Raw genomic sequence first — 14,785 nt, forward strand, 5'->3', positions numbered from 1 at the left:
TATAGCGCTCTGCCCGAACGTTGGTAGGTGCCTGCCTTGGTTGGCATCCGCCGCAGGCGGCTTCGGACACATTCGTGCCAACCAAGGTTGGCACCCACCAGGAACAGGTTTCCGGCACCGCGGGGTCAGCGCCGGCGCGGCTTGCCCGCCGGGCGGAACTGCTGGCCCTTGCCCTTCTTGCCGCCGCGCTCCTGCGCGGTCTCGGCCTGGCGTACTGCCAGCTTGGCGGCAGCGGCGGCCACTTCTTCCTTCAGCTTGAAGTAGTTCAGCAGCCGGCTCTCTTCGATCTCACCCGCCTCGATCGCCGCACGTACCGCACAACCCGGTTCCTGCTGGTGCTTGCAGTCGTTGAAGCGGCACTGTGCGGCCAGCGCTTCGATATCGGCGAAGCCACCTTCGGACAGCGTTTCTTCGCCGGTCGGCTTCAGCTCGCGCATGCCGGGGGTGTCGATCAGGCAGGCGCCGGTCGGCAGCGGCATCAGCGCGCGATGGGTGGTGGTATGGCGGCCACGTGAATCGTTGGCGCGCACCGCGTTGGTCTTCATCCGCTGCTCGCCGAGCAGGGTGTTGGTCAATGTGGACTTGCCGGCACCGGAGGAACCGACCAGCACCACGGTGCGACCCGGGCCCAGCCACGGTTGCAGCACCGCCACGCTGCCGGCATCCAGGCCGTTGATCGCATGCAGGGCAATTCCCTGCATCTCCAGTTCTTCCAGCACCGCCAGCGCATCCTCGCTGTACTCGGTCTGGTCGGCCTTGGTCAGCACCACCACTGGTTCGGCACCGCCACCGCCGACCAGCAGCAGGTAGCGTTCGATGCGGCGCGGATTGAAGTCGGCATCCAGGCCGCAGACGATGAACACCGTATCGATGTTGGCCGCGATCACCTGCTGGTGGTAGTGCTCACCGGCGGCGCCACGCTTGATCGCGGTGCGACGCGGCAGCAGCGCGACGATGCGGATGCCATCGAGCAGCACCCAGTCACCCACCGCTGGCCGTTCATGGCTGGGGAAGCGCGGGCGCTGCCATTCCGGCAGCGACTCGGCTTTGATCGACGCATCCGGGCCATCGGCCACCACGTAGTGGGTGCGGTGCTGTTCGATCACCCGCGCCGGGCGGGCCTGCGGATGTGCGGCCATGGCGGCCTGCCAGTCGGCCTGCTGTGCCGGGCCCGGCCAGGGCCAGCCGATGGTCTGCAGGGCGATGAAATCGGGGGTCTGGGTCATCGCCACCATTCTACCTGTGACGGCGCCCTGCCAGCCCAGCAATGGCAAGCCCGGCGCCCTTGCCATGCACTGCAGCAATTCCGGTAGGATGGAATCCCCATGCCTTTTGACGGCCCAGCCCCCATGTCCACCAACTCGCCCAAGCCCCTGGCCATCCGCGAGCGCCTTTCCGAAGTGCGCTACGAAATCCGCGGAGAACTGGCGCGGCGAGCCCGGGAGCTGGAGGCGCAGGGCCGCAAGCTGATCAAGCTCAACATCGGCAATCCGGGCAACTTCGGTTTCCGCGCACCCGAGCACCTGCAGCGCGCGATCGCCGACGACATGGGCCGCACCGACCCGTACACCCACCAGCAGGGCCTGCCGGTCGCACGCGAAGCCATCGCGGCGTACTACGCCCGCCGTGGCGCGCCGGATGCGCACCCGGACCGCGTGTTCGTCGGCAACGGCGTCAGCGAACTGATCGACCTGTCGCTGCGCGCATTGCTCAACCCGGGCGACGAAGTCCTGGTGCCCTCGCCGGACTACCCGCTGTGGTCGGCCTCGACCATCCTCAACGATGGCCGCCCGGTGTACTACCGCTGCGCCGCCGAGAACGGCTTCCAACCGGACCCGAGCGAGATCGAGACGCTGGTGTCCTCGCGCACCCGCGCCATCGTGCTGATCAACCCGAACAACCCCAGCGGCGCCAGCTACCCGCGTGAACTGCTCGAGCGCGTGGTCGAGATCGCACGCCGCCACAACCTGCTGCTGCTGGTCGATGAGATCTACGACCAGATCCTGTACGACGATGCGGTGTTCCAGCCGGTCGCGCCGCTGGCCGGCGACCACCCGTGCCTGACCTTCAGCGGCCTGAGCAAGGTGCACCGTGCCTGCGGCTGGCGCGTGGGCTGGGCCCACCTCAGCGGCGACGACGCGCGCCTGGGCGACTTCCGCGCCGCGCTGGACCTGCTCGGCGCGCTGCGCCTGTGCGCCAACGTGCCGGGCCAGTACGCCATCGAGGCCGCAGTGAATGGCCCGGACACCATCTCCGAGCTGTGCACCCCGGGTGGCCGCCTGTATGAAACCCGCCGCGCGGTGATCGAGGCCTGCGAAGCCAGTGAACACCTGTCGCTGGTCGCGCCGGCCGGTGCGCTGTACGCGTTCCCGGCCGTGGTCGGTGCCGCCGCCAAGGGCTTTGACGACCACAATTTCGCGCTGGACCTGATGAACAACGAAGGCGTGCTGGTGGTACCGGGTTCCAGCTTCAACGTGCCCTACCGCCATCATTTCCGCGTGACCCTGCTGCCGGAAGCCTCGGTGATGCGCGATGTGTTCGCCCGCATCGACCGCGTGCTGGCCCGCCGTGCCGAGGACGCCACCAAGGTCGTGCCGCTGAAGCCACGCCGTTCGGTGGCCTGAGCCGTGGCGCTGACCTACCTGGCGCTGGGCGACTCGTACACCATCGGTGAAGCGGTTGCAGTCGAAGGCCGCTGGCCGCACCAGCTGGCCGCCGCGCTGCGTGCGCAGGAGGTGGCGCTGGCCGACCCGCAGACCATCGCCACCACCGGCTGGACCACCGACGAGCTGGACGCCGGCATCGATGCGGCCGCACCACAGGGCCCGTTCGATTTCGTCAGCCTGCTGATCGGCGTCAACAACCAGTACCGCGGCCGTCCGCTGGACGAGTACCGCGTGCAGTTCCAGGCCCTGCTGCAACGGGCGATCGGCTTCGCCGGCGGCCGCCCCGGGCGCGTGCTGGTGCTGTCCTTCCCCGACTGGGGTGCGACGCCGTTCGGTGCCGGCAGTGGCCGCGACCTGGCCACCATCGAGATCGAAACCGACGAGTACAACGCAGCCGCCGAGGTGATCAGCACCCAGCAGGGCGTGGCCTTCGTCGATATCACCGACATCAGCCGTGACCAGGGTGACAATCCGGCGATGATCGCCGAAGACGGCCTGCACCCGTCGGCGCGGATGTACGCACTGTGGAGCGCGCGCGCGCTGCCGGTCGCCGCACACCTGCTCGACGGAGCGGACTGAAGCGATGGATGGCGCGCCACGGAACGGCCTCCCCCTGCCCTGCACGCCCCTGAGCGCCGCGCAGGCCCGCGCGATCGCCGAGGCGTTCCGCCCGGCACAGGCCTGGGGCAGCCGCCGCGACTACTATTACACCCGCGGCAAACTCGGCAGCGACCCGTTGTACGACGGGGTGCTGCAGCATCTGCCTGACGACGGGCACCCATTGCTGGACCTGGGCTGCGGGCTGGGCCTGTTCGCCCATGTGCTGCGCCAGCGCGGCAGTACCCAGCGCTACCTCGGCGTGGACGTGGACGCCGGCAAGATCACCCGCGCCCAGCGTGCCGCCACCGGCCTGCACGATGTGCGCTTCGACTGTCTGGACGTGCAGGCGCCGCTGCCGGCGCAGGCCGGGCACGTGCTTCTGCTGGACGTGCTGCAGTACCTGGATGCAGGCCCACAGCAGGCACTGCTGCGCGCGGCCAGTGCGCGGGTCGCGCCTGGCGGCCGCCTGCTGCTGCGCACGCCGCTGGCCACCGGCGACGGCCGCGACCGCACCACGCGGGTGGCGGACCGGCTGGCCTGGCTGGTCGGCTGGATGGGCACGCGGCCGCGTCATTACCCCGACCCGCAGGTGCTGCAGGCGACATTGATCGAGGCCGGATTGCAGGTGACGGCGCCCCGGCCCCTGCACGGGCGCACGCCGTTCAATAGCTGGTTGCTGGTGGCGCACCGCATCCGGTAGCGCCGGGCCATGCCCGGCGGATTCCGTCCATGCCGATGCGCTCGCCGGGCGTGGCCCGGCGCTACCGGTTATCCGGCCGGCAGCTGGGCCTTCAGCCCGCGCTCGTCCAGCGCCTGCAGCACGCGCTCGATGATCGCCAGGTTGTGGCCATGGGCGGCCCCCTCATGCAGCAGCACGATGGCGCCCGGGCGCAGGTCCGGCAGCAGGCGGTCGAGCACGCCCTGCGCCGTGCAGCCGATGCCGTCGAAGCCGCGCGCGCTCCAACCGACCCGGACCAGGCCCAGCCGCTGCAGCACCGGTGCCACGAACGGATTGGTCATGCCCACCACCGAACGGTACCAGCGCACCGGGCGGCCGCTTACCGCCTGCAGTGCATGCTGGCAGCCCTCGATCTCGGCGCGCATCGCCGCCGGGCCCAGCCGCCAGAAGCGCGCCTGCGGATGGCTGTGGCTGTGGTTGCCCAGGTCGTGGCCGCGGCGCAGGATCTCCTGCACCAGTTCCGGCTGCGCCAGCGCGCGCTCGCCCACCAGGAAGAAGGTGGCACGGGCCTGGTGGCGGTCCAGCAGGTCGAGCACGGCACGGGTTTCCGGGCCAGGACCGTCATCGATGGTCAACCAGACGCTGTTGCCAGCCTCTGGCAACCGGCTCAGCACCGGCGCGTAGAAACGGCTGTTGGGCAGGAACACCGGCACCATGAACAGTGCGTGGCTGGCCACCATCAACGGCAGCCCCCAGTGCCAGCCGGCCAGGGCCCACGCCAGGATCACGGCCAGCTGCGACGCCACCAGCCAGGGCAGCCAGCGCCAGGGCCGGGTCGGGATGCGATGCAATGTTCCTGCGTTGCTCATCCCCCATGATGCCATGAGGGTTAGAATTGATGATTCGAATTCCCGGAACCCCGACGTCCATGTCCCTCGATCCCGCCCTGCGTTCGCGCATCGAATCCATCCTCAACGCCAACCGCGTCGTGCTGTTCATGAAGGGCCAGCCGTCGATGCCGCAGTGTGGTTTCTCGGCCAAGGCCGTGGGCGCCCTGCAGGACCTCGGCGTCGAGTTCGCCCACGTCAACGTGCTGGCCGACCAGGAAATCCGTGAAGGCATCAAGGCCTATGGCGACTGGCCGACCATCCCGCAGCTGTACATCGACGGCGAACTGGTCGGCGGCAGCGATATCGTGCTGCAGATGGCGGCCAGCGGCGAGCTGAGCAGCGTGCTGGGCCTGGCCGCGCCGGACCGTACCCCGCCGAGCATCACCGTCACCCCGGCAGCCGTGGAAATGCTCAAGGGCGCGCTGGCCGATGCTCCGGGCGCTGCCCTGCAGCTGTCCATTGACGCCGGTTTCCAGCCGAACTTCCAGCTGGCTCCGCACGACGAAGGCGCCATCGCCGCTGAGTCCAACGGCCTGCGCGTGCAGTTCGACCTGGCCAGCGCCCGTCGCGCCAACGGCATCACCATCGACTGGGTGGACGACATCCGCGGCAAGGGCCTGGCCATCGACAACCCGAATGCGCCCAAGCCGGTGCAGGAAATCAGCGTGCGCGATGCCGACGACCTGGTGCGTGCCGGCAACATCACCCTGGTGGACGTGCGCCCGGCCGACGAGCGTGAAATCGCCGCTGTTGGCGTGCCGTTCAAGACCTTCGACGGCAACGGCCGCGCCGCGCTGGAAGCCCTGCCCAAGGACACCGCGCTGGCCTTCATGTGCCACCACGGTGGCCGCAGCGCGCAGGCCGCCGAGCAGTTCCGCGCCCTGGGCTTCACCAAGGTGTTCAACGTCACCGGCGGCATCAACGCCTGGTCGGAAGACGTCGACAACGGCGTGCCGAAGTACTGATCGGCAGCGGTTGAAACCTGCGAAAAACGCCGGCGAACGCCGGCGTTTTTTTACATCCACGCATGGCGTGGATCTACCCCGCAAATCCGCCTTCGGCCAGGTAGTCCAGCTCTTCCGGTGAGGGAATGCGGCCCAGCACGGCGTTACGGTGCGGGAAGCGACCGAAGCGGCGGATGATGTCGCGGTGCAGCTCGGCGTACTGCAGGTATTCCTTGTCGCCCAGCACATCGAACATCGCCACCGAGCGGTCCTGGTCCAGCGGGTCCTCGGAGTGCTCGAACGGCAGGTAGATGAAGGCGCGCAGCTTGGGCACCAGCTGCAGGTCCAGGCCTTCCTCGATGGCGCGCATGGCGTAGTGCCGGGCCAGGCCATCGGTCGCGTAGGAATGTGCGCTACCGCGGAAGCAGTTGCGCGGGAACTGGTCCAGCAGCAGCATCAGCGCCAGTGCGCCCTCGGCACTGCCCAGCCAGTGTTCGCGCGCGCGCGAGGCAGCTGCGAAATGCTCATCCAGGAACAACTGGCGGAACTGCGCGTCGAACGCATCGTCGCGGGCGAACCACTTCGCAGGGCCCGCCTCTTTCCAGAATTCCACCACTTGCGCGGCAACGTCCATCACCTACTCCCCAGGGCCGGCGCGCCGCGCCAGGCCATCATCATCATTCGTCGAAGCGCAGGTGGCGGACCGACTTGCCGTTGCGCCGGATAAGCTTAAGCGCCTCGATACCGATCTGGATATGGTTTTCCACGAACTGGGAGCTGACTTTGGCATCGGAGGCCTCGGTCTTGATCCCGTCGGGGATCATCGGCTGGTCCGACACCAGCAGCAGCGCACCGCTGGGGATGTGGTTGGCGAAACCGGCCGCGAACACGGTGGCGGTTTCCATGTCGATGGCCATGCAGCGCATCGCCCGCAGCCGCTCCTTGAACGCCTCGTCGTGCTCCCAGACCCGGCGGTTGGTGGTGTAGACGGTGCCGGTCCAGTAGTCGTGGCCGAGGTCGCGGATCATGGTCGAGACCGCACGCTGCAGCGCGAAGGCCGGCAGCGCCGGCACTTCCGGCAGCAGGTAGTCGCCGGAGGTGCCCTCACCGCGGATCGCCGCAATCGGCAGCACCAGGTCACCCAGCTGGTTCTTGCGCTTCAGGCCACCGCACTTGCCCAGGAACAGCACCGCCTTGGGCATCACCGCCGACAGCAGGTCCATGATGATCGCGGCATTGGGGCTGCCCATGCCGAAGTTGATCATGGTGATGCCATCGAAGGTGGCACTGGCCATCGGCCGGTCCAGGCCGATGACCGGGGCGCCGGTCAGCTCGGAAAAGGTATGCAGGTAGCCGCCGAAGTTGGTCAGCAGGATGTGCTGACCGAACTGGTCCAGCGGCACGCCGGTGTAGCGCGGCAGCCAGTTGTCGACGATTTCCTGCTTGCTCTTCATGGGCGGTGGTCCGGAGTACGGCGTGGGGACCGGCTATTTTCAGCCAGCCGGGCGGCCCCGTCGAGGCATTGCCGGCACGCGTGTGAAGAAGGTCACTTGGCAAGCACGCCGCCGTCCGGCTAGCGTCGGCGGCTGGACTACGCTGCGAGGGGAACTGCATGGCATCGACGTTGTTGCGCGCCGGGGTGGCACTGGCGCTGCTTTCATTGAGCACCGCGCCCGCAGTGGGTGCCTCGCGCTTCGTCGCCGATCCCTACCCCAGTACGTACCAGGCCCATCCCGATGCGCCGGTGCTGATCCAGAACGCCACCGTGCTGACCGGCACCGGCCAGCGCCTGGACAACGCCGACGTGCTGCTGCGCGAGGGCCGCATCGTCGCCGTAGGCCGCCAGCTGCAGGCCGATGCCGGGGTCACCCGCATCGATGCGCAGGGCAAGTGGGTCACGCCGGGCCTGATCGACGTGCACTCGCACCTTGGCGTGTACCCCAGCCCGGGCGTCGGCGCGCACAGTGACGGCAACGAGATGACCGCTCCGGTCACCGCCAACGTCTGGGCCGAGCACTCGGTGTGGCCGCAGGACCCGGGCTTCGCCACTGCGTTGGCCGGCGGCGTGACCAGCATGCAGGTGCTTCCCGGCTCGGCCAACCTGGTCGGTGGCCGTGGCGTGACCTTGAAGAACGTACCGGCCATCACCTACCAGGCGATGAAGTTTCCAGGCGCACCGTGGGGGCTGAAAATGGCCTGCGGCGAGAACCCGAAACGGGTCTACGGCGAAGGAAAGGGCGTCGCCCCAGCCACGCGGATGGGCAATGTTGCCGGCTACCGCGCCGCCTTCATCGATGCCGCCGACTACATCGCCAAGAACACACCCAAGCCGGCCAAGCGCACGGGCTGGTTCGGCAGCGACAAGGGCGACAGCGCCGGTGACGCCGGCGGCAAGCGCGATCTCAAGCTGGACACGCTGGCCGGCGCGATCGAAGGCGACATCCGCGTGCACATCCACTGCTACCGCGCCGACGAGATGGCGACCATGCTCGACCTGGCCAAGGAATTCGGCTTCAAGGTGGCCGCCTTCCACCACGGCGTGGAGGCTTACAAGCTGGCTGACCGGCTGGCCGCCGACGGCGTCTGCGGCGCGCTGTGGGCCGACTGGTGGGGCTTCAAGATGGAAGCCTTCGATGGCATTCCGGAGAACATCGCACTGGTGGACCGGCCGAAGAACAGCTGCGCCATCGTCCATTCCGATTCACCCGAAGGCATCCAGCGCTTGAACCAGGAAGCGGCCAAGGTAATCGCCGCTGCGCGCCGCGCACGCATGCCGGAGATCAGCCCCGAACACGCCATCACCTGGATGACCGCCAACGCCGCCAAGGCGCTGGGCATTGAAGGCCAGACTGGCACCCTGGAGGCCGGCAAGATGGCCGATGTGGTGGTGTGGAACGGCAACCCCTTCAGTTCCTACGCGCTGGCCGAACAGGTCTTCATTGATGGCCGCAGGTTGTACGACCGCAGTGCACCGGTAGCGACGCCGCGTTCCGATTTCCAGCTTGGCCAGGAGGTGCGCTGATGTACGTGTTGAGCAAGCGTCGCCGGGCATGGCCCGGCGCTACCTTGGTTGCGCTGTTGTTGATGACAACCGCAGCCTCGGCGCAGGACCTGCTGGTGCGCAACGCCACCGTGCATACCGCCGGCACGCGCGGCAGCCTGCAGCACACCGATGTGCTGGTGCAGGGTGGCATCATCCGCGCAGTCGGCAGCGGGCTGTCCGCACCGGCCGGGGCCAGCGTGGTCGAGGCCGATGGCCGCCCGCTGACACCGGCGCTGTTCGGCGGCATCACCGAGATCGGCATCGAAGAGGTCTCCGGCGAAGCGAGTACGGTCGACAGCACGTTGAAGATCGGCGAACAACCGTTGCGCCCCGAATTCGATGTCACCCTGGCCTATAACCCGGCCTCGGTGCTGATCCCGGTGGCACGCCTGGACGGCATCGGCTTCACCGCCCTGGGGGCGGCCACCGGTGGCGGCTTCGTTGCAGGCCAGGGCGGTGTGATGCGGCTGGACGGCAGCGCCGATCCACTCGGGCCGCGCGCGCTGTTCCTGCGCCTGGGGTCGGCCGCAGTGGAACTGACCGGGCATTCGCGTGCCGCGCAGTGGATGCTGCTGCAGCAGATGGTGGACGAGGCGCGCGGACAGGTGGCTGCGGACTCACCGCATGCACTGCTGACGCCGGCCGGGCGCCGCACGCTGGGCCGCTACCTGGCAGGCCAGGGCCGCATCGTGGTGGAGGTGGACCGAGCGGCGGACATCCGCCAGCTGCTGCGCTGGGCTGCCCGCGAGAAAGTGAAGATCGCCATCGCCGGCGCCAGCGAAGCCTGGCAGGTGGCGCCAGAACTGGCCGCCGCCCAGGTACCGGTGTTCGTCGATGTACTGGCCAACCTGCCGGCCAGCTTCGACCAGATCGGTGCCACGCTGGAAAATGCGGCACGCCTGCAACGTTCCGGCGTGGCCGTCTCGTTCGTGCAGCGTGGCGATGCCTCGCACAACGCACGCAAGATGCGCCAGCTGGCAGGCAATGCCGTGGCCAATGGCCTGCCTTGGGCCGACGGCCTGGCCGGACTGACCCGGGTGCCGGCGCAGGCGTTCGGCGTGGGCGAACAGATCGGCAGCATCGAACCGGGCAAGCGCGCCGACCTGGTGCTGTGGGAAGGTGACCCGCTAGACGTGGCGCACTATGCCGAGCAGGTCTGGCTGGGCGGCCGTGCAATGCCGATGCGCTCGCGCCAGACCGAACTGCGCGACCGCTACCTGCTGCGCAACGCGCAGCCCTGACTGCCTGCAAGGAGCCGCCAATGGCCACGCTGCGCTGGTACTTCGATTTCGTCTCGCCCTATTCCTACCTGCACTGGCAGAAGCTGAAGCGGTTGCCACAGTTTGCCCAGATCCAGACCGTGCCGATCGCCTTCGGTGCCGTGCTGCACCACCTGGGCAACCTCGGGCCGGCCGAGATTCCGGCCAAGCGCCGCTTCATCTACCGCCAGCTGCTGTGGACCGCGCAGGCCGAAGGCATACCGCTGAGGTTCCCGCCGGGCCACCCGTTCAATCCGCTGTCCGCGCTGCGCCTGTGCCTGGCTGCGGGTGGCAGCGTGCAGGCGGTGGATATGCTGTTCGACTGGATCTGGCGCGATGGCAATGCCGCCGACAGCGCCGAGGCCCTGCGCGAGCCGGCTGCGCGACTGGGGATCGAGGATGTCGCCGGCGCCATCGCTGACCCGGCGGTCAAGGAGCAGCTGCGGCGCAACACCGAGGCCGCCATTGCTGCCGGCGTGTTCGGCGTGCCGACCCTGGCCATCGATGACCAACTGTTCTGGGGCAACGATGCGCACCCGCTGATGGCGGCGGTGCTGGCCGATCCGGGCCTGCTGCAGCAACCCGAATGGCAGCGCCTGGCCAGCCTGCCGGTAGCGGTGCAGCGCAGTCGCTGAACAGGCCTGGCGCGTTTCCCTCGCGCGCCACGCCAGGTTTTGAGATAGATTTCACGTTTCCGAACCTACAACCGCCCTGGAGGGGGAGCCGCGGATGCGCATCGGAATCGTCGTCGACTCGGCCTGCGACCTGCCGCAGGACTTCATTGCCCAGCACAACATCGTGCTGCTGCCGATCACCGTACGAATCGGCGAAGCCGTGCTGGCCGATCATCGCGATGAGCAGGCCACCCTGAGCTTCCTGCACGCGCATGTGGCCGAACATGGCGCTGAAGCGGAGACCATCCCCTTCAGCGTCAACCAGATCCGCGACCTGTTCCTGCAGCAGCTGGTGATCGATTACGACCACGTATTCTGCATGACCATCACCAAGACCCGCAGCCCGATCCACGACAACGCGCTGCAGGCCAGCTTCGCCATCCTCAATGATTACAAGCCGGTGCGGCAGGCAGCGGGCTACAACTCGCCGTTCGCGCTGCGCGTGCTCGATACCCAGAACCTGTTCGCCGCGCAGGCAGTGACCGCGGTGGAGGCGGTTCGCCTGCGCGACAGCGGCGCCAGCGTGCAGCAGATCCGCGAACGGCTGGAAGAACTGGCCGGCAACGTGCACGGCTACATGATCACCCGCGACCTGTACTACATGCGCGCACGCGCTCGGCACAAGGGTGACCGCAGTGTCGGCCTGCTCAGCGCCGCGCTGGGCAGCGCACTGGACATCAAGCCGGTGCTGCACGGCTACCGTGGCGAGACCGGGCCGGTGGCCAAGATCAAGGGTTTCGACAGTGCCGTGCAGAAGCTGTTCGCGGTGGTCGGCCAGCGCGTGCGTGCCGGGCTGATGACGCCGACGGTGTGCGTCAGCTACGGCGGCGAACTGGACGAGCTGCGCACCCTGCCCGGCTATGCACAGATGAAGGAGGTATGCGCCGGCCACGGCGTGACCGTGTACGAATCGGTGATGAGCCTGACCGGCATGGTCAACGTCGGCAAGGGCGCGGTCACCGTGGGCTTTGCCGATGGGCCGCATCGGTTCGAATGAGCGCTGGCCGCGGCCGGAATCTGCACATCGATTCCACTGCGGTTGTGCCAGCCTTGCCGCACTTCAAGGAGAACTCCATGCCTGCGCAGTACCACATCAGCCTGCCCGACCCGTCCAAGGCCCGCGGCAATGACCCCGACCTGTCCTTCCATTCACAGGGCGCCGCCGGTTTCGCCGAAGAGCTGCAGGATGCCCTGCGCAACGGCACGCTGTTCGAGCGCTGGAAGGCCAAGCAGCCCGACCCGGATGCGGTGGAACCGCAGTGGGGCGTGACCGACCCGGATGCCACCGTGACCGGCGAGCAGAAGGACCTGCGCATCAACCTGGTCGCCACCACCCGCATCGACAGTGACGTGTTCAAGCAGCGCCTGCGCCTGCTGGCCGGCCATCACTGGGAACTGCGCGACGTGCGTTGAGGCCCCGCTCTGGTAGATGCCAACCAAGGTTGGCAACTACCGGGGCACACAGTAGTGCCGGCCGCTGGCCGGCAACCGCAACATCCATGGAGGTGCCGGCCAGCGGCCGGCACTACCAGCCGCCGCCCAGCGCGCGGTACAGCTCCACCCGTGCGATCGCGGCCGTGGCCTGGCTGTTGGCCAGCGCGGCCTGGTTGTCCAGCGCGATACGCTGGGTGCTCAGCACATCCAGCATGTCGACCACACCGGCCTGGTACTGCCGGCGCGCCGCACCCAGTGCGGTCTCGCTCTCGTCCACCGCCACATGCAGCTGCACGGTGCGCTGCTGCTCCGTTGCATAGCCATCGATGGCGTCGTCCACTTCATGCCAGGCCTGCAGCACGGTGCGGCGGAACTGCAGCGCCGACTGTTGCTGCTGCAGCCGGCTCAGCGCCAGGCTGGCCTTCAGCCGGCCACCCTGGAAGATCGGCACGCTGATCGACGGCCCGATGCTGAAACGGTGCGCGTTCCAACCGTCCAGATCATCCAGCTGTCTGGCCTGGAAGCCGGCATCGCCATTCAAGGTGATGCGTGGCAGGAAACTGGCCTTGGCCACGCCGATGCCGGCCGTTGCCGCATGCAGTGCCGCTTCGGCGCGACGGATGTCCGGACGGCGCTCGGCCAGTTCACTGGGCAGCCCTACCGCCACGGCCGGCAACGCCGGCCAGTCACGGCGCACGCCTTGCAGCTGCACATCCAGCGCCTGTGGCGGTTGCGCCAGCAGGAACGCCAGCGCGTTGCGCAGCTGCGATTCGCGATGTTGCAGCGGCGCGATGCGCGCCTGCAGCGATGCCACCTGCGCGGCCGCACTGGACACCTGCAGCGTGCTGGCCACGCCCTGCCGCTGGCGCGCCTCGGTCAGCCGTTTGATGTCATGCGCGATGCTGAGGTTGTCCTCGGTGATCGCCCGCAGCTGCCGCGTCGCGCGCAGCTGCAGGTAATCTCGCGCGGTTTCCGCCAACAGCGCGATGCGCACCGCGTGTGCATCTTCCTCGGCCATCTGCACGCGTGCGTCCGCGGCTTCCACCTGGCGACGCACGCGGCCCCACAGGTCCAGTTCCCAGCTCAGGCCGATACCGGCCTGGAACAGGCCGTAGTCATCACGGCCGCCGTTGCCGGACGGATCGTTCAGGCCCACTTCGCTGTTGCGTGCACGCACGCCACTGGCGCTCGCGCTGACATTGGGCAGCCGGTCGGCGGCGGTGATGCCGCGTGCGGTGCGGCTCTGCTGCACGCGGTTGGCGGCCAGCTGCAGGTCAAGGTTGGCCGCGAGCACCTGGCCGGCAAGCTGCCCCAGCAGCGGATCGTCGAAGCCGGCCCACCAGGCCGCATCCTGGTCGATGGCGTTGCCGGCGACAGCCTCGCCCTGCCAATGGCTGGGCAGTTCCGCCTGCGGGCGTACGAAGTCCGGACCCATCGTGCAGGCAGCCAGGGCCGTGCACAGGGTGGCCGCAACGAGGGTGCGGAACACGGTGACGGCGCTCATGCGCCCTCCCCGCCCGCATGGCCCGGACTGTGCTGAACACTCTGCACGCGCGCGCGGCTGCCCAGGTCAACGCTGGCTTCCACCGACATGCCGGCACGCAGCTGGTCCAGTAGCGGCTGGCCCGGCTCCAGCACGATCTTCACCGGAATGCGCTGCACCACCTTGGTGAAGTTGCCGGTGGCGTTTTCCGGCGCGACGGCTGCAAAGGTGACGCCGGTCGCCGGTGCGATGCTGTCGATGTGCCCGCGCAGCGGCTTGCCCGGGAACACGTCCACCTTCAGTTCGACCTGCTGGCCGGCCTGCATGCGGGTCATCTGCGTTTCCTGGAAGTTGGCGACCACGAAGGCGCGCTTCAGCGGCACCACCGCAGCCACCGGTGTTCCCGGAGTCAGGTAGGCACCCACGCGCACTGCACGACGACCGACCATGCCGTCGATCGGCGCGCGCAGCACGGTGTGCGACAGATCCAGTTCGGCGCGTGCCTGCGCCGCTTCTGCACGCTGCACCGCCGCCTGCGCGGCCTGCACGCCAGCGTTGAGGATGTCGGTGCGCTGGCGTGCGGTCGACAGTGCGGCCCGGCCCTGCTGCAGATGGGCACTGGCCACGGCCTGCTTCGATTGCGCCTGCTGCGCGTTCTGCACGGTGCCGGCGCCATCACGGGCCAGTTCGCGGTAACGCTGCTGGTCGGCGCTGGCCAGGGTCAGTTCGGAACGGCTGACATCGACACTGGCCCTGGCCTGTTCGATCAGCGAGCTCTGCTGGGCCAATGCGGCCTGTGCGTTGGCCAGCTGTGCACGGGCGTTGGCGAGGTCGGCACGGGCTGCCTGCAAGGCCACCTGATAGTCGCGGTCGTCGATGCGGGCGAGCACGTCACCGGCCTTCACCGATTGGTTGTCCTCTACTTCCACGGCACTGACGAAGCCGGCCACCTTCGGTGCGACCACGGTGAAATCCGCATTGACGTAGGCGTTGTCGGTGCGCTGGTAGCGCCCGTCGCGCAGCAGAAGCCAGCTGCCGATCGCCAGGGCCAGCACGCCCAGCACAAGGCCGGTGTTGAGGGTTGTCTTGTTGAGGCTCATGGGGGGAGTCCTT

15 protein-coding genes are annotated in these 14,785 nt (G+C 68.4%); 9 read left to right on the forward strand and 6 right to left on the reverse strand.

Going from position 1 to position 14,785, the window contains the following annotated elements:
• Positions 1 to 125: 125 nt before the first annotated feature.
• Positions 126 to 1,235 (reverse strand): ribosome small subunit-dependent GTPase A, encoded by a 1,110-nt coding sequence (rsgA, locus tag CCR98_RS17480; protein WP_087923587.1) that lies wholly within the window; start codon positions 1,233 to 1,235, stop codon positions 126 to 128.
• Positions 1,236 to 1,349: 114 nt separating this feature from the next.
• Between rsgA and CCR98_RS17485 the strand changes: the two genes are divergently transcribed.
• The 3 genes from CCR98_RS17485 to CCR98_RS17495 are packed head-to-tail and all read left to right on the forward strand — an operon-like array spanning position 1,350 to position 3,966.
• The gene (locus tag CCR98_RS17485; RefSeq protein ID WP_046432453.1) at positions 1,350 to 2,624 is read left to right on the forward strand and encodes a pyridoxal phosphate-dependent aminotransferase; all 1,275 of its coding nucleotides are present in this window, start codon (positions 1,350 to 1,352) and stop codon (positions 2,622 to 2,624) included.
• A 3-nt stretch (positions 2,625 to 2,627) separates the two neighbouring features.
• Entirely contained in the window at positions 2,628 to 3,245 is a 618-nt protein-coding gene (locus CCR98_RS17490; protein ID WP_087923588.1) for an SGNH/GDSL hydrolase family protein, read from the forward strand.
• Between the two features lie 4 nt (positions 3,246 to 3,249).
• Positions 3,250 to 3,966: a class I SAM-dependent methyltransferase gene (locus CCR98_RS17495; RefSeq protein WP_087923589.1), complete on the forward strand. Its 717-nt coding sequence runs from the start codon at positions 3,250 to 3,252 to the stop codon at positions 3,964 to 3,966.
• Between the two features lie 68 nt (positions 3,967 to 4,034).
• Here the strand turns inward: CCR98_RS17495 and CCR98_RS17500 are convergent, their stop codons facing one another.
• Entirely contained in the window at positions 4,035 to 4,814 is a 780-nt protein-coding gene (locus CCR98_RS17500) for a polysaccharide deacetylase family protein (protein WP_087923590.1), read from the reverse strand.
• Between the two features lie 59 nt (positions 4,815 to 4,873).
• On the opposite strand from CCR98_RS17500, the gene grxD reads away from it, so the two are divergent.
• Positions 4,874 to 5,800 carry a Grx4 family monothiol glutaredoxin gene (gene grxD, locus CCR98_RS17505; RefSeq protein ID WP_032956577.1) on the forward strand — a complete coding sequence of 309 codons (927 nt, stop codon included), beginning with the start codon at positions 4,874 to 4,876 and terminating at the stop codon, positions 5,798 to 5,800.
• Positions 5,801 to 5,873: 73 nt separating this feature from the next.
• On the opposite strand, the gene CCR98_RS17510 is transcribed toward grxD, so the two are convergent.
• Both CCR98_RS17510 and CCR98_RS17515 read right to left on the reverse strand, forming a co-directional pair.
• The gene (locus CCR98_RS17510; protein ID WP_014038444.1) at positions 5,874 to 6,413 is read right to left on the reverse strand and encodes a DUF924 family protein; all 540 of its coding nucleotides are present in this window, start codon (positions 6,411 to 6,413) and stop codon (positions 5,874 to 5,876) included.
• Positions 6,414 to 6,456: 43 nt separating this feature from the next.
• Positions 6,457 to 7,233, reverse strand: a complete 777-nt coding sequence (locus tag CCR98_RS17515) for an AMP nucleosidase (RefSeq protein WP_087923591.1) — start codon at positions 7,231 to 7,233, stop codon at positions 6,457 to 6,459.
• Between the two features lie 158 nt (positions 7,234 to 7,391).
• Here CCR98_RS17515 and CCR98_RS17520 point away from each other — a divergent pair, with 158 nt between their 5' ends.
• From CCR98_RS17520 to CCR98_RS17540, 5 genes are all read left to right on the forward strand, one after another.
• Positions 7,392 to 8,801: an amidohydrolase gene (locus CCR98_RS17520; RefSeq protein ID WP_087923592.1), complete on the forward strand. Its 1,410-nt coding sequence runs from the start codon at positions 7,392 to 7,394 to the stop codon at positions 8,799 to 8,801.
• Entirely contained in the window at positions 8,801 to 10,063 is a 1,263-nt protein-coding gene (locus CCR98_RS17525; RefSeq protein ID WP_087923593.1) for an amidohydrolase family protein, read from the forward strand. Before CCR98_RS17520 ends, CCR98_RS17525 begins: the two co-directional genes overlap by 1 nt.
• A gap of 20 nt (positions 10,064 to 10,083) precedes the next feature.
• Positions 10,084 to 10,716, forward strand: a complete 633-nt coding sequence (locus CCR98_RS17530) for a 2-hydroxychromene-2-carboxylate isomerase (protein ID WP_087923594.1) — start codon at positions 10,084 to 10,086, stop codon at positions 10,714 to 10,716.
• Positions 10,717 to 10,810: 94 nt separating this feature from the next.
• Positions 10,811 to 11,752 (forward strand): DegV family protein, encoded by a 942-nt coding sequence (locus tag CCR98_RS17535; protein ID WP_087923595.1) that lies wholly within the window; start codon positions 10,811 to 10,813, stop codon positions 11,750 to 11,752.
• A gap of 77 nt (positions 11,753 to 11,829) precedes the next feature.
• Entirely contained in the window at positions 11,830 to 12,168 is a 339-nt protein-coding gene (locus tag CCR98_RS17540) for a hypothetical protein (RefSeq protein ID WP_040007100.1), read from the forward strand.
• A 112-nt stretch (positions 12,169 to 12,280) separates the two neighbouring features.
• On the opposite strand, the gene CCR98_RS17545 is transcribed toward CCR98_RS17540, so the two are convergent.
• Both CCR98_RS17545 and CCR98_RS17550 read right to left on the reverse strand, forming a co-directional pair.
• Complete coding sequence (locus CCR98_RS17545; protein ID WP_087923596.1) at positions 12,281 to 13,693, reverse strand: efflux transporter outer membrane subunit; 1,413 nt, start codon at positions 13,691 to 13,693, stop codon at positions 12,281 to 12,283.
• Positions 13,690 to 14,772 (reverse strand): HlyD family secretion protein, encoded by a 1,083-nt coding sequence (locus tag CCR98_RS17550; RefSeq protein WP_087923597.1) that lies wholly within the window; start codon positions 14,770 to 14,772, stop codon positions 13,690 to 13,692. The genes CCR98_RS17545 and CCR98_RS17550 overlap by 4 nt, the downstream gene beginning before the upstream one ends.
• Between the last annotated feature and the right edge of the window lie 13 nt (positions 14,773 to 14,785).

Origin of the sequence: Stenotrophomonas sp. WZN-1, assembly GCF_002192255.1 — a bacterium.
Classification (GTDB): Bacteria; Pseudomonadota; Gammaproteobacteria; order Xanthomonadales; family Xanthomonadaceae; genus Stenotrophomonas.